14 protein-coding genes are annotated in these 18,268 nt (G+C 72.0%); 9 read left to right on the forward strand and 5 right to left on the reverse strand.

Features of this window, described 5'->3' with window-relative positions; translation table 11 throughout:
- Positions 1-104 precede the first annotated feature (104 nt).
- On the forward strand, positions 105-2,144 hold the full coding sequence (locus tag ACFVQ0_RS34050) for a SpoIIE family protein phosphatase (RefSeq protein WP_390093035.1): 2,040 nt from the start codon (positions 105-107) through the stop codon (positions 2,142-2,144).
- 66 nt (positions 2,145-2,210) lie between these two features.
- Here ACFVQ0_RS34050 and ACFVQ0_RS34055 read toward each other — a convergent pair whose 3' ends face one another.
- From ACFVQ0_RS34055 to ACFVQ0_RS34065, 3 genes are all read right to left on the reverse strand, one after another.
- Positions 2,211-2,705: a lamin tail domain-containing protein gene (locus tag ACFVQ0_RS34055; protein ID WP_390093036.1), complete on the reverse strand. Its 495-nt coding sequence runs from the start codon at positions 2,703-2,705 to the stop codon at positions 2,211-2,213.
- A 394-nt stretch (positions 2,706-3,099) separates the two neighbouring features.
- A complete protein-coding gene (locus ACFVQ0_RS34060; protein WP_390093037.1) occupies positions 3,100-3,735 on the reverse strand; it encodes a DUF6629 family protein in 636 nt (211 codons plus the stop codon).
- A gap of 95 nt (positions 3,736-3,830) precedes the next feature.
- A complete protein-coding gene (locus ACFVQ0_RS34065; RefSeq protein WP_390093038.1) occupies positions 3,831-4,130 on the reverse strand; it encodes a DUF1876 domain-containing protein in 300 nt (99 codons plus the stop codon).
- A gap of 270 nt (positions 4,131-4,400) precedes the next feature.
- On the opposite strand from ACFVQ0_RS34065, the gene ACFVQ0_RS34070 reads away from it, so the two are divergent.
- Complete coding sequence (locus ACFVQ0_RS34070) at positions 4,401-5,234, forward strand: PP2C family protein-serine/threonine phosphatase (protein WP_390093039.1); 834 nt, start codon at positions 4,401-4,403, stop codon at positions 5,232-5,234.
- Positions 5,235-5,310: 76 nt separating this feature from the next.
- The gene (locus ACFVQ0_RS34075; RefSeq protein WP_390093131.1) at positions 5,311-6,309 is read left to right on the forward strand and encodes an MASE1 domain-containing protein; all 999 of its coding nucleotides are present in this window, start codon (positions 5,311-5,313) and stop codon (positions 6,307-6,309) included.
- 24 nt (positions 6,310-6,333) lie between these two features.
- Here ACFVQ0_RS34075 and ACFVQ0_RS34080 read toward each other — a convergent pair whose 3' ends face one another.
- Complete coding sequence (locus ACFVQ0_RS34080) at positions 6,334-7,593, reverse strand: FAD-binding protein (RefSeq protein WP_390093040.1); 1,260 nt, start codon at positions 7,591-7,593, stop codon at positions 6,334-6,336.
- A 418-nt stretch (positions 7,594-8,011) separates the two neighbouring features.
- On the opposite strand from ACFVQ0_RS34080, the gene ACFVQ0_RS34085 reads away from it, so the two are divergent.
- The gene (locus ACFVQ0_RS34085) at positions 8,012-9,514 is read left to right on the forward strand and encodes an exopolysaccharide biosynthesis polyprenyl glycosylphosphotransferase (RefSeq protein ID WP_390093041.1); all 1,503 of its coding nucleotides are present in this window, start codon (positions 8,012-8,014) and stop codon (positions 9,512-9,514) included.
- A gap of 87 nt (positions 9,515-9,601) precedes the next feature.
- On the opposite strand, the gene ACFVQ0_RS34090 is transcribed toward ACFVQ0_RS34085, so the two are convergent.
- Positions 9,602-10,585: a GDP-L-fucose synthase family protein gene (locus ACFVQ0_RS34090; RefSeq protein ID WP_390093042.1), complete on the reverse strand. Its 984-nt coding sequence runs from the start codon at positions 10,583-10,585 to the stop codon at positions 9,602-9,604.
- Positions 10,586-10,697: 112 nt separating this feature from the next.
- On the opposite strand from ACFVQ0_RS34090, the gene gmd reads away from it, so the two are divergent.
- Genes gmd through ACFVQ0_RS34115 form a run of 5 tightly spaced genes read left to right on the forward strand, consistent with a single transcriptional unit; the run spans position 10,698 to position 18,268 of the window.
- Positions 10,698-11,711: a GDP-mannose 4,6-dehydratase gene (gene gmd / locus ACFVQ0_RS34095; protein WP_390093043.1), complete on the forward strand. Its 1,014-nt coding sequence runs from the start codon at positions 10,698-10,700 to the stop codon at positions 11,709-11,711.
- A complete protein-coding gene (locus ACFVQ0_RS34100; protein WP_390093044.1) occupies positions 11,708-14,497 on the forward strand; it encodes a LamG-like jellyroll fold domain-containing protein in 2,790 nt (929 codons plus the stop codon). Before gmd ends, ACFVQ0_RS34100 begins: the two co-directional genes overlap by 4 nt.
- A complete protein-coding gene (locus tag ACFVQ0_RS34105; RefSeq protein WP_390093045.1) occupies positions 14,497-16,749 on the forward strand; it encodes a LamG-like jellyroll fold domain-containing protein in 2,253 nt (750 codons plus the stop codon). Before ACFVQ0_RS34100 ends, ACFVQ0_RS34105 begins: the two co-directional genes overlap by 1 nt.
- The gene (locus tag ACFVQ0_RS34110) at positions 16,746-17,444 is read left to right on the forward strand and encodes a hypothetical protein (RefSeq protein ID WP_390093046.1); all 699 of its coding nucleotides are present in this window, start codon (positions 16,746-16,748) and stop codon (positions 17,442-17,444) included. Before ACFVQ0_RS34105 ends, ACFVQ0_RS34110 begins: the two co-directional genes overlap by 4 nt.
- On the forward strand, positions 17,441-18,268 hold the full coding sequence (locus ACFVQ0_RS34115) for a glycosyltransferase family 2 protein (protein ID WP_390093047.1): 828 nt from the start codon (positions 17,441-17,443) through the stop codon (positions 18,266-18,268). Before ACFVQ0_RS34110 ends, ACFVQ0_RS34115 begins: the two co-directional genes overlap by 4 nt.

The following is an 18,268-nucleotide window of genomic DNA, read 5'->3' on the forward strand; positions in this document are numbered from 1 at the left end:
GGCTGGCCCGAGAGCCGTCGACTCGCTGGGACGGCGGAGCCCGATGGGGGTACGACGTGTCGGACGCCGGTGGAACGGTCCCTGGGACGGCCACGGGTGACGTCATGTCGGCGGCGCTCCTGGACGCCTTGTTCAGCCAGTCCGCGGTAGGCCTGCACGTTCTGGACACGGAGCTGCGGGTGGAGCGCGCCAATCCGCTGTCCGACGCGGTCGACGCCGATCAGCTCGTGGGCCTGCACTTCACCGAGGCGTACCGGTTCGACGATCCGGCCGAGGCGGAACAGCTGCTGCGCGGCGTGCTGGAGAGCGGCAAGCCCTTGCTCGACCGGGTGATCCGGGGACGGCTGGCGCAGGAGCCGGGTCCCGGCCACAGCCTGCGGGTCACCCTGCACCGGCTCGACGACCCGGCAGGGCAGCCCCTCGGGGTGCTGGCCGCGGTCGTCGACATCAACGAGCGGGAGAAGGCCCTCGCACGGGCGGACTGCCTGACGGCGGTGCGCCGGGAGGTGGGCCACTCCCTCGATGTGGCGGCGACCTGCGAGGGCCTGGTCGCGGCCCTGGTGCCGAGGTTCGCGGACTTCGCCGTGGTCGAGGTGGTGGACGAGGTCCTGCGGGGCTCGCCCCCGCCGGTCGGCCCGCTGGGGCGCGAGGTCCCGTTGCGCCGGGCGGCCCAACGGGGATCCGGTGGCGACGGCATGGCCGGGGACCTGCGGCGGCTGCCGGACCGCACGCCGTTCGCGCTCGCCGTCACGGACCTGCGCCCCCGGCTGTCCCCGCTCGGCCCGAACACCCCGTGGCTGGCCGCCGATCCGGACAGCGCGCGGATGATCGAGGTGTCCGGGGCGCACTCGCTGATCGTGGTGCCGCTGAAACTGCACGGCGCCGTGCTGGGCCTGGTGAGCCTCTACCGGTTCCGCGGAACCGAGCCGTACGACGAGAACGACGTCGCGCTCGCGCTGACGGCGGCCGCCCACGCCGCGCTGAGCATCGAGAACGCCCGGCGCTACGAGCGCGACCACGTGATCGCCTCCACCGTCCAGCGCAGACTGCTCCCCCAGCACGACCGCGCCCGGGTCGCCGTCGAGACCGCGCAGATCCTGCTGCCGGGGCGCAACAGCGGCTGCTGGTTCGACACGGTCGGGCTGTCGGGCGCGCGTACCGCGCTGATCATCGGCAATGTCGAGGGACACGGGCTGCAGACGGCCATCACCATGGGGCAGCTGCGCACGGTCATCCACGCGCTGGCGGGCCTCGATCTGGAGCCCGACGAGGTACTGGCCCGGCTCAACGACACGGCCGAGCGGCTGGCACGCGAGCGCAGGTCGCTGCCGCCCGGCGACTCGCTGCACAACCAGGCCCTGACGGCGACGTGCGTGTACGCGGTCTACGACCCGTTCGCCCGGACCTGCACCGTGGCGCGGGCGGGGCATCCGGCGCCGGTGGCCGTCGCACCCGACGGCAGCCCGGTCGTCCTGGACGTCCCCGAGGGCCCGCCGCTCCTCTCCGAAGACAGCGCCCCCTTCGCCACGGCGACGGTCCAACTCGAAGAGGGCAGTGTGCTGGCGTTCCTCACCGGTTCGCTGCTGCCGGACACCGGGTCCGTGGCCCGGGTGCAGGAGGCGCTCGTCTTTCCGGACCGCCCGCTGCGGCAGCTGTGCGACGCCATCGTCTACAGCCTGCCGCCCGGCGCCCGTCCCGACGGTGCGGCGCTGCTCCTCGCCAGGACCGGCGTCGTCCCGCCCGACCGGGTCGCGACCTGGGAGCTGGCCCACGACCGGACCACGCCCGCCATGGCCCGCACGCTCGTCCGGGACCGGCTGGAGGGGTGGAACCTCGACGAGGAGACGACCGAGGCGACCGAGCTCATCGTGAGCGAGCTGATCACCAACGCGGTCCGCTACGGAACCCCGCCGCTGCAACTGCGTCTTCTGCTGGACCGCACCCTGACCTGCGAGGTCCACGACTCCAGTCCGATGGCGCCCAACCTGCGCCACGCGCGCACCCTGGACGAGGGCGGCCGAGGACTGTTCATCGTGTCGCAGCTCGCCACGCACTGGGGCACCCGGTACGGCGCCGAGGGCAAGGCCCTGTGGACCGAACAGGAGGTCCCCGATCCGGAGTCCCCCGCTCCGGAGGGCGGCTGAGGAACGGGTGCGGCGCACCGCGGCCGGGTGGGCCGTGGTGCGCCGCGGTCGGCAAGCCGGGGACGGTCAGCGGCGGCCGCCGTGGTGGCGGCCCCAGGACTTCGAGTCGACCTTGTGGCCGCGCGCGTCCCTGAGGGTCGCCGTGTCGCTGTTGTCCCAGACGTAGCGGCGCAGGTCCTGGTAGACGTCGTGGCTGGTGTCACGGCCGACACCGGTGTGCACGCGCACCGATGAGCGGCCCGCCAGCCGCAGATCGAAGCGGTAGGTGCGGTGGCTCTCGTCGCTCAGGGTCCAGCCGCGCAGGTTGACCGGACCGCGGCCGGTGTTGGTGACGGTGACCCATTCACCGTTCAGGCTGCGGTTCGATCCGTTGTCGCGGCCGGGGCTGTCGTACTGGATCTTGCCCAGGACGACGGCCGAGCGCGGGGCCGGCTTGCTGTGGCCGTGGCCGTGGTCGTGACCTCGGCCGTGGCCGTCTGCTGCCGCCGGAAGGGCGGCGGCGGCCAGGAGCGCGCCGGAAGCGAGAACGGTGGCGGTGAGCCGCCGTGCGGAACGGGACATGAAGACCCCTCAGGTGCGGGCCAGGACCGCGCGGTCCGGGCGTTGTTCGGCCCGGCGTGCTGCCGGGAAGCCACACTTTGAACCCGTTGCCCGTTCCGTGGACAGCGCCCCGGTACGTGTTACGAAGTGCGGACATTTCCGTCACACACGGCTGCAGGGACCACCCACCGGACCCTCCGGGTACCTGTCAATCCCTGTCCGTTGCACCCACCCGTACGGCGCCGGGTTGACGGGGCCGTACGCTCTCGCTCCCCCGCCTTCGCGGGCCGGCACCCGGTCCGTGGATCGGGTACCGGATGCTGTAACAGTCACCGCGCGAACCGACCTGAACGTCCGTTCCGTTACCCCCGGAAGCGCGCACGGAGGTTCACTCGAACACGTGATGAGCCGGGGCTCACGAGCCGGCGGATGCGGCGCCCGGGGCGGGGCGCCTCCCGGACCGGCCGAGCAGGACCACGGAGCACACGGCGGCGAACGCGCACCAGGTCGAGACGAACTCCAGCCGCCACAGCGCGGCGCAGACCGCGGCCCCGGTCGCGGCCAGCCCGCCGAGCCGGGTCAGCCACCGGTCGCCGGACAGCAGCAGCGATCCGACGGTGGCCAGGAGATAGCCCGCGACGAGCAGCGCGGGGAACGGGAGGTCGACCACATAGCCCAGGGTGTGTCCCCGGATCCGCGCGGTCACCGGCCGGACGGCGAGGCCGTACCCGAGGACGGCGGATGTCGCGGCGCCGGCCGCCAGCGGCACCAGCAGGCGGCGCCGGGCGTGCGGCGGCGCGGCGCACAGGACCCCCGCCGGTACCCAGAGCGCCAGCAGCGGCAGGGCGATCACCGCCCAGGCCACGGTCGCCGGACCGGTGCCGCCGTCCGCACGCCACACCGCGGACTCGATGATCTGGTGGGCGCCCAGCAGCAGCGGAAGCGCGGCGAGCGGGAGATCCCGGACCCGGCGGGTACGTAAGACACAGGCGGCGCCGACCGCCGCGATGGCGGTGCCCGCCACGAGGTCGGCGGTCGCGCTCCAGCACATGGCCTCACCCGGGGTCTCTCGTTCGCGCGGACCGGTTCACCCGCCGGTCACGCCACGGCCCCCGCGGCGGGCGCGGCATCAGGACGCGTCCGGGCTCAGGCCGTCGCGTCCGACCAGGCATAGGGCGGCGGAACCGGCCCGTCCGGGCGACCCGCGCCGGACTCCCCGATTTCCCGGTCGGCCACGCTCATCAGCTGGGCCGCGACATCGCGCATCGCACGGCTCGCCGCGAGCTCGTCACCGATGGTGGGCACATCCGGGTCCTGCGGGCTGCACCGGGCGACCCCGTGACCGGTGAGTCTCGCGGTGCCGGTGTCCAGCACCGCCTCCGCCTTGGTCGCACCGTCCTGCTCGGACAGATCAACGTGGACCGTCCACTCCATCGTCCGGCTCATCGCACACCTCCCGGCCCGCGCCGACCGCCGTACGACGCCGCCACGCGGGTTCACTCCCAGCATCCACCCAACCGGCGCGGCCCGCGCGCTCCCGCCATCGGGGGCTGCTCGGACTGCGCGGATCACCATGCCGAAATACGATGAGCGGAGCCTCGTCCGGAACAGCCGGCGCGCGGCCCCGTACCGGATCCGAAACGTTGACCTCCCGGATCGTCCGCCACGACAGACCCTGTGGTGCGGCTCGCCACCACACGCACTGGGGAGCGGCCCATGAACCGGCGTCGTCCTCCCCGCTCGGCCAGTGCCGAGGAGCTGCTGACCACGCTCCATCAGCTCACCTCACGCGCGCGCCGCGAGGTGGAGCTGCACCAGGCGCGGGTGGAACTGGCGGAGGCACTCCAGCGGGAGATGCTGCCCTCTTCGCTGCCCGATCTGCCGGGGCTGCAGACCGCGGCCCGGTACACGCCCGCGCGCAGCGGTCTGGACATCGGGGGCGACTGGTACGACGGCTTCCGGCTCTCGGACGGTTCGCTGGCGTTCGCCATCGGCGACGTACAGGGGCACGACGTCGAGGCGGCGGCCTTCATGGGCCAGGTCCGGATCGCGATGCGCGCGCTGGCCGTCACCGCGGCCGATCCGGGCGAGGTGGTGCGGCGCACCAATGACCTGCTGCTGTCCGTGGACTCCGGCCTCCTCGCCACCTGCACCTTCGTCCGGATAGACCCGTTCACCCAGGAGCTCCAGAGCGCCCGGGCGGGACATGTCGCCGCGGTGTGGGCCACGGTGGACGGGCGGGCGGGCACCACGGAGGACGAGGGCGGTCTGCCGCTCGGGATCCAGACCGGTGAGGAGTACCCGGTCACCACCCGGCGGCTCACCACCCCCGGCGCCTTCGTGCTGCTGACCGACGGAGTGATCGAGGGTCCCTCCTACTCCATCGACGAGGGGCTGGACTCGGTGGTACGGCTGGTGAGCTCGCGGGTCGGCGACGACGCGGACGAGCTGGCCGACGCGATCCTGGGAGCGGCGGAGCGCACCGGGCACGAGGACGACGCCGCCGTGCTCGTCGTGCGCCACGACGCGTTTCCGGCCGCTCCCGGATGACGAGGTGGTCCCGGTGGGGCGTGTCACGCCACCGCCACCGGCCGGGTCCGGTGTCTGATGAGATCTGATGAGAACCGTGATCCGCAGCGAGGAAAACCGGCGCAGGGCCGTGGCACTGCTGCGCATCCTGGCAGTCGCCGCCGCCTACTACGTGGGCGGCGGCCTGGGCCTGCTGAGGCAGGTCACCGTCAACGGCGCGATCGTGACACCGCTCTGGCCGCCGACCGGTATCGCCGTGGGCTGCCTGCTCATCATGGGCCTGCGCATCTGGCCCGGGATCGCCATCGGCTCGCTGGTCGTCATCGCCACGCTCAGCGGCTATGTGACGCCGTCGACGGCGGCCGTCGTGGCGGGCAATACCCTCGCGCCCGTCTGCGCCTGCCTGATGCTGCGCCGGGTCGGCTTCCGGGCGGAGCTGGACCGGCTGCGCGACGGGGTCCTGCTGGTCTTCCTGGGTGCGCTGGCCGGGATGGCCGTCAGCGCGACCGTGGGCAGCGCCATGCTCGCGGTGGACGGCAAACTGCCCGCCAGCGGGTTCTGGACGGTCTGGGTGGCGTGGTGGGCCGGGGACGCCATGGGGGTGCTCGTGGTCACCCCGCTGGTGCTGGTGGTGCTGCGCAAGGCGCGGCTGCCCCGGATGTCCGACCGGTGGATCGAGGCCGGTGCGCTGCTGGTCGTCACGGTCGCGGGTGCGCTGGTGGCCACCCGGGGGCCGCTGTCGATGCTCTATCTGGTGTTCCCGATCCTCATCTGGGCGGCGCTGCGGTTCCAGCTGGCGGGCAGCGCGCCGTGCGCGCTGCTGGTGTCCGTCCTGGCGGTGGTGGCGGGCACGGAGCAGGTGGGGCCGTTCGACGGACACACCATGACCGAGGTGATGATCAACCTCACGGTCCTCAACGGGGCCGTGGCGCTGACCTCGCTGCTGCTGGCCTCCGTCGTGGCGGAGCAGCAGAACATCCGCCGCCGGATCGAGCGCGCCTGCGAGGAGCTGGCCGATGTGGTGGACCATCTCGCGCCGGGCCGGTCCGCGGCCGCCTGGCCGTCCCGGGCGAGGGACGAGCGCGAGAGCCGCTGACCCGCGCCGCGCCGGTGTCTGTCGTCAGCCCGGGAAGTGCCGGTCCAGGAAGTCGTTGCGGAAGGTGCCGTGCGGGTCGTACCGGCCCATCAGCTTCTCGAAGTCGGCGTACCGCCCGTACAGCGTGCGCAGGACGTCGGGGGCGGTGGTGAACACCTTGCCCCAGTGCGGCCGTGCGCCGAACGGGGCCAGCGCCTCCTCGATTTCCCCGAGCACCGGTGTCATCGCGGCGGTGTCCGGTATCCAGGTGAAGTGGAAGGCCACCGAGTCCCGGCCGGACGCCGGGCTCAGCCACAGCTCGTCCGCCGCGACGCTCCGGATCTCGGAGATCTGGAGCAGCGGGGCGATCCGGTCCCGGAGCCTGCCCAGCGCCCGGTAGGCGGCCGCGGCGTCCTCGCGGGCCACGAAGTACTCCGACTGGAGCTCGTCCCCGTTGCTCGGGGTGAATTCGAGCCGGAAGTGCGGCAGCCGGTGGTGCCAGGCGCCGGGCGCGCCCTGCTGCCGGGTGCAGTTGCCGGCCGGCACCCCGGGGATCGGGTGGCGCGGGCCGTCCGCGAGCCGTGCGCCCAGCCACTCGGCCGGTGCCTGCCGCGCTCCCCCGCTCCCGATCCGCTGCTTGAGCCACACCTGGCCGACCGGTCCCGGGCGCCAGTCGGTGAAGACGCTGACGCTGTACGCGGCCGACATCACCTCGTCGAAACCGCCGGTCAGCCGGGACTCGGGCAGGTCCTCGTACACCCACTGCTGTACGTCGAAGGCCGGGACCACGTCCAGCGTCAGGCGGGTCACCACGCCCAGCGCGCCCATGGCGACCACCGCTCCGGGGAAGTCCGGGTCACCGCGTCGCAGCGAGACGGTCCCGCCGTCCGCCATGACCATGTCCAGCGCCCGGACGGCGCCGGCGAGCGAGCGGTTACCGGCGCCCGAGCCGTGCGTTCCGGTCGCGCAGGCGCCGGCCACCGAGATGTGCGGGAGCGAACCCAGGTTGTGCAGGGCGAAGCCGTGCTCGTGCAGTTCCCCGGCGAACTCACCGAAGCGAAGCCCCGCGCTCACCGTCACCGCTCCCGCGCCAGGGTCGATCTCGACGAGGCGTGGCAGGCCCGCGACCGAGACCAGGTCCCCGGCGGTGTCGGCGACGGTGTTGAACGAGTGCCGGGTGCCCAGGGCCCGTACCGCGGTGGAAGCGGCCACGGTCTCCCGCAGTTCGGCCTCCGAGCGGGGGACGCACAGCCGCCTCGCCCCGAACGTGACATTGCCGGCCCAGTTCTTCTCCGCGGGAGTCACCGTGCGTCCTCTTTCACTCGTGTCCGGGCGCAGTCCCCCGGCGGTGCATTCTCCCAGAAGGCGCCGCGGGCCCCTCGGCCGAGGCGGCAGCGCAGACCAACCGGTCTGCCACGTACGGTAGTTGGCGAAGCGACGGTACATATCCGCACACCGCCCGATTCCGGTGCGTCCCAAATACCAACACCCCCGCACAGAACCTGTGATCCAGCCCGGAACGGGACGAGTTCCGGCTCACACCGCATGTCTGAACTTCACTGGAACTCCAGCGAAATGGCACGTGTGTGGATATCGTGCACCGAGCGAGGGCGCATCCGTCAGTCCCCAGGATCGGCGGATGCGCCCCGTTTGTGGAGATGCGACTGTGACTGGGGGGTTCATGGGGCATGTCGAGCTACCCGAAACCGGAAGGTCAGGACCCGTGGGACTGGCGGGGGCGCCACTGCCACGGACCGCTTCGAACCGGCCCCGCAGCCAGGAGTTCGACCGGCTGCCACAGGGCCCGACCGTACAGCGCGAGCGTTCCGCCCGGCCAGGGCCGAAGAGAGGGCCTGGCCGGTATCTGCCGCTGGTCGTCTGCTTCGACCTGCTGGGCCTCGGCGTTCCCGGCTGGCTCGTGCTGCGCACCGACGGCGAGCCCCGGGCCCTGGCCGGCGCGGTCGCGGCGGCACTGGCCTGGTCGTGCGTACGGGCGGCGCGCGGCCGGTACTCGCTCCGGGCGCCCGGCCGGCCTCCGGGGGCGCTGACCGCGTCCGGGGACTGGCTGCTGCTCATCGGCGTGCTGGCGGTGCTCTGGACCGTCACCGACCCGGCCATCGATCCGGCGTCGGCGGTGGTGGCGCTGATTCCCGGGCTGCTCGCGACGACGGCCGTGTCCGGAGTCCGCCGGCTGCCCGCGCGGGGGAAGCGGCGGACGGCCCGCCGGGTGCTGGTGGTCGGGGCGGCCGCGGGGGTGGACCGGGCGGTGCGGCTGCTCGGCTCCCGTGCAGACCACGGCTATGTCGTGGTGGCCGCCGTGCCGGTGGGGACGGCCGCGCTGGGCTGCGACGCCCCGGTGCCGGGCCGGCTGGCGCGCGGACCGGCCGACGACGACGCCTCGACGGTGCTGGGCGCGGCCTTCGCGTACGAGGCGGACCTGGCGCTGGTGATACCGGGGCCCGAGCTCACGGAGGAGCGATTACGGCGGCTGTCCTGGGGGCTCCACGACGGCGGACTGGAGCTGTCCGTGCTCTCGCACCTCTCGGAGATCGCGGCGGGCCGGGTCCGCCCCGCGTCGGCGGCCGGGCTGACCCTGCTGCACATCGTGCCGCCGCTGCGACGGGGACCGCAGGCCGCGCTCAAGGCCGCGGTCGACCGGAGCGGCGCCGTCCTCGGCCTGCTCGCGCTGGCCCCCCTGCTGCTGCTGGTCGCGGCGGCGGTCGGGTTCACCTCCGGCGGGCCGGTCTTCCACCGGCAGATCCGCCACGGGCAGCACAACCGGCCGTTCACCATGTGGAAGTTCCGCACGATGGTGGCCGACGCCGAACAGCACCGCGAGCGGCTGGCCACGTGCAACGAGACCGACGGCCCGATGTTCAAGATGCGCCGCGACCCTCGCGTCACCCGGGTCGGCCGACTGCTGCGCCGCTCGTCCCTGGACGAGCTGCCCCAGCTCCTCAACGTCCTTCGAGGTGACATGTCCCTGGTCGGCCCGCGTCCGCCGCTGCCGGACGAGGTGTCCCGCTACGACGAGCGCGAGCTGAGACGGCTCTCGGTCAAACCGGGGCTGACCGGCCTGTGGCAGGTCAGCGGACGGTCCGACCTGTCCTGGCAGGAGACCGTGTCGCTCGACCTCTGGTACGTGGACAACTGGTCGGTGGCCACGGACATGGGACTGATGGCCCGCACACTGCGCGCCGTCACCGACGGCCGCGGGGCGTACTGAGTGCGGCGGCGGAGGCTGGTTTCCGGCGGCCCGGCGGGCGGCGGCGTGACGGTGTCCGCCCGGCCGGCCGGCCGGGCGGTCCGCCGGTCAGACCTGGGCGCCCTGCTCCTGGAGCCACCAGGCGTAGGTCGCGGCGATTCCGTCACGCAGCGCGATCCTCGGCGCGAAGCCGAGAGAGGCCAGCCGGGACACGTCCAGCAGCTTGCGCGGGGTGCCGTCGGGCTTGTCGCCGTCCCATTCGATCCGCCCCTGATAGGACGTCACATCAGCTACTGTCGAAGCGAGTTCACGGATCGTCAGATCTTCGCCGGAACCGACGTTAACGGGCTCCTCGCCGTCGTAGCGTTCCAGCAGCAGCACGCAGGCGGCGGCCAGATCGTCGACGTGCAGGAACTCCCGCCGGGGGCTGCCGGAGCCCCAGAGCGTGACGGCCGGGGCCCCGTCGCGCCGCGCCTCGTGGAAGCGGCGGATCAGCGCGGGCAGGACGTGCGAGGTCTCCAGGTCGAAGCTGTCGCCGGGCCCGTAGAGATTGGTGGGCATGGCGCTGATGTAGGAGGCGCCGTACTGCCGGCGGTAGGACTGGATCTGCACGATCCCAGCGATCTTCGCGAGCGCGTACGCCTCGTTGGTCGGCTCCAGCGGGCCGGTCAGCAGGGCGCTCTCCGGAATGGGCTGCGGGGCGTGCTTGGGGTAGATGCAGGACGAGCCGAGGAAGAGCAGCCGCTCGATGCCCGCCGCGTGCGCCCCGGAGATCACGCTCAGCTGGATCCGCAGATTCTCCTCCAGGAACTGCACCGGGTACGTGCTGTTCGCCATGATCCCACCGACCTTGGCGGCGGCCAGCACCACGGCGTCCGGCCGCGCGTCACGCAGAAAGGCCGCGGTGCGCCCGGCGTCGCGCAGATCCAGCCGGTCGCGGCCGCGAGTGACCACCTCATGGCCTTGCGCGGTGAGGCGGCGCACCACGGCGGAGCCCACCAGACCTCGGTGGCCGGCGACGAACACCCGGGCGCCGGGCCGTAGCAGGGACGGGACGGATTCCTGGGAAGGGCCGGGGAGATCAGTCGTCATGGCTCGGATTGTGCCAGCAGCTCCACGACGCGGTGACGTTTTACCGCAGATCGCTCAAACTCTGAAATTTCGACGGCCAACAGCCTCTCGGGCGACCACAGAAGGGGGAGACGTGGCGAAGACCGCGCTCATCACCGGCGTGACCGGACAGGACGGTTCGTACCTGTCCGAGCTGCTGCTCCACAAGGGATACACGGTCCATGGACTCATCCGCCGTTCGTCGAGCTTCAACACCGAGCGGATCGACCACATCTACCAGGGCCCGGAGGAGGCGGACCGCTCGTTCGTCCTGCACCACGCCGATCTCGCGGACGGGGTCGCCCTGGTGAACCTGCTGCGCGACATCCGGCCCGACGAGGTCTACAACCTCGGCGCGCAGTCACACGTCCGGGTCTCCTTCGACGCCCCGCTGTACACGGGGGACATCACCGGGCTCGGCACCACCCGCCTGCTGGAAGCGGTGCGCGCCAGCGGCATCGACACCCGGGTCTACCAGGCGTCCTCCTCCGAGATGTTCGGCGCCAGCCCGCCGCCGCAGCACGAGCGGACGCCGTTCCACCCGCGTAGCCCGTACAGCGTCGCGAAGGTCTACTCGTACTGGTCCACGGTCAACTACCGTGAGGCATATGGGATGTTCGCGGTCAACGGTATCCTTTTCAACCACGAGTCCCCGCGCCGCGGCGAGACCTTCGTGACCCGGAAGATCACTCGCGGGGTGGCCCGGATCAAGGCGGGGCTCCAGACGCGGCTGCACCTGGGGAACCTGGACGCGGTCCGCGACTGGGGTTACGCCCCCGAGTACGTGGACGCCATGTGGCGGATGCTCCAGTGCGATACCCCGGACGACTACGTGGTGGCCACCGGCGAGGGGGTCAGCGTGCGGCAGTTCCTGGAGTACGCCTTCGAGCACGCCGGTCTGGACTGGCGCGAGCATGTCCGCTACGACGCGAAGTACGAGCGTCCCAGCGAGGTCGACGCGCTGATCGGGGACGCGTCGAAGGCGGCGGAGCTGCTCGGCTGGAAGCCGGCCGTCAAGTCCCGGGAGCTGGCCCGGATCATGGTCGACGCCGATATCAGGCAGCTGGCCGACCAGCTCACCGGAGCCGCGGTGCGGGTGGACCGGTGAGCGGCCCCGAGCGGCCGGGGCCCACCCGGGGTGGGGTCTTCGCCGCCGTCCTGGCGCTCACCGCCGGGGTGCTCACCGTCTCCGGGGCCGCCGCTCCCCCGGCCGCCGCGCTGACCCCGCCCGTCGCCTTCACCGCCGACAGCCTCGCCACCTACCAGACGAACGGGATCGTCTGGTCGCTCGCGGAGGCGAACGGCGTCGTGTACGCGGGCGGCACGTTCACCGGCGTGCGCCCGGCCGGCTCCCCCGCGGGCAGCGACACCACCCCCGCCGTCAACTTCGCCGCGTTCGACGCCGCGACCGGCGCGCCCACCGGCTGCGCCCTCTCCTTCACCCGGAGCAGCGGCACGGCGACCGTGCGCGCGCTCGCCGTATCGCCCGACAAGTCCACGCTGTACGTGGGCGGTTACTTCAACCGGGTCAACGGGACGGGCGCCAACGGCCTGGTGGCCGTGAACACCGCGAACTGCACGCCGCGTCCCGGGTTCGCGCCGAACTTCAGCGCGACCGTGCGGGCGCTGGACGTGGCGAAGGACGGAACCGTCTACGCGGGCGGCGACTTCCAGAGCCTCGACAACCTGCCCCGCCGGTTCTTCGGCGCGGTCACGGCCGCCGGTGCGGTGACGGCGTGGAACCCGGACGCCGACGATCCGGGCAGGACCCTGAAGGTCACCCCGGACGGGCGGAACGTGCTGATCGGCGGTGACTTCTTCACCGTCGGCGGGGCGGCCTCGCATGCGCTCGCGGTGACGAGCGCCGGTTCGGGCGCGCTGACCCGTGCCTACGCCGGCGGGTTCGTCCCGTCGTCCGCCGTGATCAAGGACATCGTCACGGATCCGGCGTCGGGTGGCTGGTACGCCGGTGGCGAGGGGGCCGGCGGCGCCTCCTTCGACGGACGCCTGGCGATGGGGCTCGACACCTTCGACCAGCGCTGGCGGGACACCTGCCAGGGCGCCACGCAGGCCCTGCGGGTCTACCGGGGGGTGCTCTACGCGGGCAGCCATGTCCACGACTGCTCGACCATGGGCGAGTTCCCCAACCAGGTCCGCAAGCACCTCACCGCCCAGTCGGTCGAGGACCCCGCCATGCTGGGCTGGCTCCCGGACACCAATGACGGCATCGGTGAACCGGTGGGGCCGCGCGCCCTGACCGTGTCGTCCGGGGGCGGCCGCGACTTCCTCTGGGTGGGCGGCGAGTTCACCACGGTGAACGGGGTGGCGCAGCAGGCTCTGACCCGGTTCGCCACCGCCCCGGACACCGGGGCGCCCTCCGTGCCCGTGGTGAGCGTCTCCGCGCCGAGGTCCGGTGAGGTGCGGGTCAGCTGGCGCTCCTGCCTGGATCTGGACGACAGCCTGCTCACGTACCGGGTGTACCGCGACGGCGGCTCCACGCCCGTCCACACCACGACCGGCTCCTCGCTCTTCTTCAGCAGGCCCCAGCTCACCTTCACCGACACCGATGTGGTGGCGGGCCGGAGCTACTCGTACCGGGTCACGGCGAGCGACACCGCCAACACCAGCGCGCTGTCCGCCGACGCCTCGGTCACCGCGGCCGGTTCGGCGAGTCCGTACGCGGAGCGGGTGCTCGCCGACGGAGCGGATCTGTACTGGCGCTACGACGAGGCGGGCGGCGCCTTCGCGGCCGACGCCTCGGACAACGACGACGGCGGCGTGTACGCGAACGTCCCCTCGTACCGTTCGACGCCGTCCGCCGTCGCCGGGTCCGCGGCGCTCACGCTCAACGGCAGCGACACGTACGTCTACAGCGACCGGCTGCACCACTACAGGTCACCGGCCCCCTACTCCATCGAGACCTGGTTCCGTACGGACACCCGTCGGGGCGGCCGGATCGTCGGCTACGGCAACAACATCGGAACCGGCCAGGGGCACACCAGCGGGATCTCCGACAAGGTCCTCTACCTCACCGACAACGGGCGCCTCGCCTTCGGCGTCCAGGTCGGCAGCACCAGCAGCCGCCCCACCGTCACCTCCGCCGCCTCGTACAACGACGGCGTCTGGCACCACGCGGTCGCCACCCAGGGACCGTCCGGCATGCGGCTGTACGTGGACGGGGTGTCCGTCGGCTCGAACGCGACGGCCGGGAACCGCTCGTACAACGGGTACTGGCGGGTCGGCGGGGACGCCATGGCCAACGGCTGGCCGAACCGCCCGACCAGCACCTATTTCGCCGGGCAGGTCGACGAGACTGCGGTCTATCCGTCGGCGCTGACCGCGGCGCAGGTGGCCGCGCACCACGATCTGGCGGACGCCCCGCAGGGCCCCGGTGACACCACGGTCGCCCTGACGCCGACGGAGGACGCGTACGTGAACAGCGTCGCCCCGAACACCACGTACGACGACAACCAGCTCGCGTCGCGGGGCACCACGGCCTATCTCAGCTATCTCCGTTTCCAGCTGCCCGCCGCACCGGCCGGGCAGCGGCTCAGGAGCGCCCGGCTCGGCTTCCGTACCTCGTCGGACCCCACCGCGGGCTCGGCCGACAGCCACCGTCTCGTGCCGGTCACCGGCGCATGGACCGAATCGGCGGTCACCTACAACTCCCGGCCCTCGCTCGCCCCGACGGTGCTGGGGACCATATCCGGCGCGACCGCCGTCTCCACCGGCTACTCGGTGGAGCTGGACGCGCCGGCCCTGGGCGGGGCCCTGGGCTCCGCCTACTCGTTCGCCCTGACCAGCGACGGAGCGGATTCGCTCCGCATCTGGTCGGGCGACGTCGCAACCGCGGCCCACCGGCCGCAGCTCGTTCTCACCTTCGGAGCTGAATAATGAACGAAAGTACGGGGCGCAGATCCCGTGGTCACGGCCGGGTACGGGCCGCGGCCGCCGCGCTCTGCCTGCTCGCAGGGGCCCTGGGCGCCGCTGCCGGGGGCTCTCCCGCGGCGGCGCTCACCCCTCCGGTCTCGCTCACCGCGGACGACCTCTCCACCTGGCAGACCAACGGAATCGTCTGGTCGTTGGCCGCGACGGACGACGGGCTCGTCTACGCGGGCGGTACGTTCTCCACCGTACGGCCGCCGGACGCACCGGCCGGGACGTCGGAGCAGCCGGCGGTGAACTTCGCCGCGTTCGACGCCGCGACCGGTGCGCCGACCGGTTGTAAGCTGTCGTTCACACAGTCCTCCGGCACCGCGACCGTGCGGGCCCTGACCCTCGCCCCCGACGGCAAGACCCTCTACGCCGGGGGCCAGTTCGCCTCGGTGAACGGCGTCGGGGTGAGCAACATCGCGGCCATCGACACGGCGAGCTGCACCCCGCGCACGGACTTCAAGCTCGCCGTCTCGGCGACGGTACGGGCGCTGGCCGTCACCGACGACACGGTCTATCTCGGCGGTGACTTCAACAGTGTCGCGGGACAGACCCGGAACAAGTTCGCCGCGGTCACCACGGCCGCGGCGCTGAAGCCGTGGAAGGCCAACACGGATGAGGTCGGCCGGGCCGTCCAGGTCACTCCCGACGGCCGGCACGTGGTGATCGGGGGCGACTTCTTCACCGTCAACGGCACCACGTCGCACGCGCTCGCGGTGGTGAACGCGACGACGGGCGCCCTGGACAAGAGCTATCCGGGCTTCATCCCGAACACCTCGACGGTGCAGGACCTCACCGCGGACGCCACCAAGTTCTACACCGCCAACGAGGGCACCGGGGGCGGTGTCTTCGACGGCCGGATCGCGGTGGACCTGACCACCTTCCAGCAGGTCTGGCGCGATACGTGCCTCGGTGCCACCCAGGCCGTCCTGGTGCACAGCGGGGTTCTCTACAGCGGCAGTCACGCGCACGACTGCTCCTCGATGGGCGAGTTCCCCGACCAGCCGCGCAAGCATCTGCTGGCCCAGTCGGTGGACGATCCCAAGCTGCTGCCGTGGTTCCCGGACACCAACGACGGCATCGGGGAGCCGGTCGGCCCCCGGGCGATGACCCAGACCGACAAGGGCGGCCACCACTACCTCTGGGTGGGCGGCGAGTTCACCACCGTCAACAGCTCACCGCAGCAGGGGCTCACCCGCTTCGCCGACGGTCCGGACACCGGGGCGCCCTGGGTGCCCAACGTCAGCGTCTCCACGGTCGCCGCGGGCAAGGTGGACGTGAACTGGCAGACGAGCTTCGACACGGACGACGGTGAACTGACCTACCGCGTCTACAAGGACGGCGCGAGTACCCCCGTGTACACCACGACGGGCTACTCGGTGTTCTGGGACCGGCCGCAGCTGCGGTGGACCGACACCGCTGTCGCGGCGGGCGAGACGCACACCTACCGGATCAGTGCGAGCGACGGCACCAACACCAGCGCCAAGTCGCCCGCGGTGACCGCGACCGTGGCGGCGAAGGCCGAGGCCTACCCGGCCAGGGTGCTGTCCGACGGGGCGAGCCTGTACTGGCGCTACGACGAGGGCACGTCCACCTTCGCCGCCGACACCGGTACGGGCAAGGACAACGGCTTCCTGCGCAACTCGCCCTCCTACCGGCAGACCCCGGCGGCCGTGTCCGGCCCCTCGACCGCGATCGGGTTCAACGGGACCACCCAGTACGCGTACAGCAACCGGGCCCATGACCAGACCTCGAAGTTCTCCGTGGAGACCTGGATCAAGACGACGACGACCAAGGGAGGGAAGATCATCGGCTTCGGCACCAACACCATGGAGCTCAGCGGCAAGTACGACAAGCATGTGTACATGCTCAACAACGGGCGCCTCACCTTCGGCACGCACAACACCGGCGGTCAGACCGTCAGCACGACCGGGGCCTACAACGACGGCGCCTGGCACCATGTGGTCGCCACCCAGGGATCCGGAGGCATGGCCCTGTACGTGGACGGAAAGCTCCGCGCCTCGAACGCGTCGTACACCAAGAACGAGACCTACAAAGGCTACTGGCGGGTGGGCGGGGACAACCTGGCGACCTGGCCGAACCGTCCGACCAGCAACTTCTTCGCGGGGCAGATCGACGAGACCGCCGTGTACCCGACCGCGCTGACCGCTGCCCAGGTCAGCGCCCACTACGCCCTGAGGACAGGTGGATGAGACATCCGTTCCTGGCCGGTGCCGCCGCCGTGATCACGGCGGCGGCGCTGGCCGCCTGCGGCTCCTCGTCCGGTGGCGGCGGGGAGAAGACGGCCGCCGCCGGGCCCGCGTCCGCCGCGGGGCCGGTGGCCGGCTCGCCCGCGGAGCCGTCCGGCTCCGCGCCGGCCGGTCCGCGGGCCTCGCGCTCCAGTGAGCCGCCCAAGACCCCGACCGACGAACTCACCCCGGCCACCGGCACGTTCACCAAGAAGCAGAAGAAATACCTGGTCGACCGGGTACCCAAGGGCATGGACCCGGCGGCGGTGCTCCAGACCGGACAGGCGACCTGCGACCGGCTGACGTATCTGGTCAAGGTCGACCGGGACATCGCGATCGGGGCCGTGGCCACGGGCGAGATCGCTGATGCTGAGCCCGCGGCCGGGCAGCTCTGCACCCAGCACAAGGAGCTGGTGGCGGAGGCCTCGCGGGCCTACCCCGACGGCCGTTACGAGGGCGCGCGGCTGCGGCCCGGCCGCTACCGCGATGTCTCGCCGACGAAGAACTGCGGCTGGGAGATCACCGGGGCGAACGGCAAGAACCTGGCGTCGGGTTCGTCCGACGACGGGAAGCGCAGCAGCATCACGATCCCGGCGGGGGCCACCGCCTTCACCTCCACAGGCTGCTACGCCTGGCTGCCCGAGGGAGGCAACGGATGAACAGGCTGCCGATAGCCGTGGCCATCCCCACGAAGAACGAGGGTCTCAACATCGCGGAGGCGGTGAAGTCGGTCCTCGGGCACTTCGAGGCGGTCGTCGTGGTCGATTCCCACAGTACGGACGACACGGCGAAGACCGCCGCGGAGTGCGGGGCCGAGGTCGTCATGTACACCTGGGACGGCGGGCATCCCCGGAAGAAGCAGTGGTGCCTGGACCATGTCCGCACGGACCTGGACTGGATCCTGCTGCTCGACGGGGACGAACGGCTGAGCCCCGGTCTGCTGGCCGAACTGCGGCAGATCTTCGCGGATCCGGAAACGCCGAAGCCCGCGGCGTACGACATTCCGCTGGGGTACTGGTTCTCCGGGAAGCGGCTGCGGCACGGCTACACCATCCGCAAGCGGTCGCTGACCGACCGCACCCGCAGCCGGTACCCGGAGGTCGGGGATCTGGACGCACCCGGCATCGGTGAGGTCGAGGGCCACTACCAGCCGGTCGCTGAGAGCGCCGGTACCCTCCGCAACCCGATCGAGCACCAGGATCTCGACCCGGTGACCGCCTGGTTCGAACGGCACAACAGGTACTCGGACTGGGAGGCGTGGCTGGAGCACCATCCCGAGGTCAAGGAACAGGTGCGCAGGGTCAAGTCCCGCCAGGGGCAGCTGTTCCACAAGGCGCCGTTCAAGCCGCTGGTGTCGTTCGCGTACATGTACGTGTACCGGCGGGGCTTCCTGGACGGCCGGGCGGGCCTGGACTTCGCCCTGGCGATGAGCTTCTACCGGTGGCAGATCGCGCTGAAGTCGCGCGAGGCGCCCGCTGGTTGA

It is taken from the genome of Streptomyces sp. NPDC057900, assembly GCF_042887885.1.
Classification (GTDB): Bacteria; Actinomycetota; Actinomycetes; order Streptomycetales; family Streptomycetaceae; genus Streptomyces.

Excerpts from the sequence above, each read along its gene's own strand:
- ACFVQ0_RS34070 (WP_390093039.1), top strand. The coding sequence starts at position 4,401 with ATGAACCGGCGTCGTCCTCCCCGCTCGGCCAGTGCCGAGGAGCTGCTG.
- ACFVQ0_RS34050 (WP_390093035.1), top strand. The coding sequence starts at position 105 with ATGTCGGCGGCGCTCCTGGACGCCTTGTTCAGCCAGTCCGCGGTAGGC.
- ACFVQ0_RS34060 (WP_390093037.1), bottom strand. The coding sequence starts at position 3,735 with ATGTGCTGGAGCGCGACCGCCGACCTCGTGGCGGGCACCGCCATCGCG.
- ACFVQ0_RS34115 (WP_390093047.1), top strand. The coding sequence starts at position 17,441 with ATGAACAGGCTGCCGATAGCCGTGGCCATCCCCACGAAGAACGAGGGT.
- ACFVQ0_RS34055 (WP_390093036.1), bottom strand. The coding sequence starts at position 2,705 with ATGTCCCGTTCCGCACGGCGGCTCACCGCCACCGTTCTCGCTTCCGGC.
- ACFVQ0_RS34110 (WP_390093046.1), top strand. The coding sequence starts at position 16,746 with ATGAGACATCCGTTCCTGGCCGGTGCCGCCGCCGTGATCACGGCGGCG.
- ACFVQ0_RS34105 (WP_390093045.1), top strand. The coding sequence starts at position 14,497 with ATGAACGAAAGTACGGGGCGCAGATCCCGTGGTCACGGCCGGGTACGG.
- ACFVQ0_RS34065 (WP_390093038.1), bottom strand. The coding sequence starts at position 4,130 with ATGAGCCGGACGATGGAGTGGACGGTCCACGTTGATCTGTCCGAGCAG.
- ACFVQ0_RS34090 (WP_390093042.1), bottom strand. The coding sequence starts at position 10,585 with ATGACGACTGATCTCCCCGGCCCTTCCCAGGAATCCGTCCCGTCCCTG.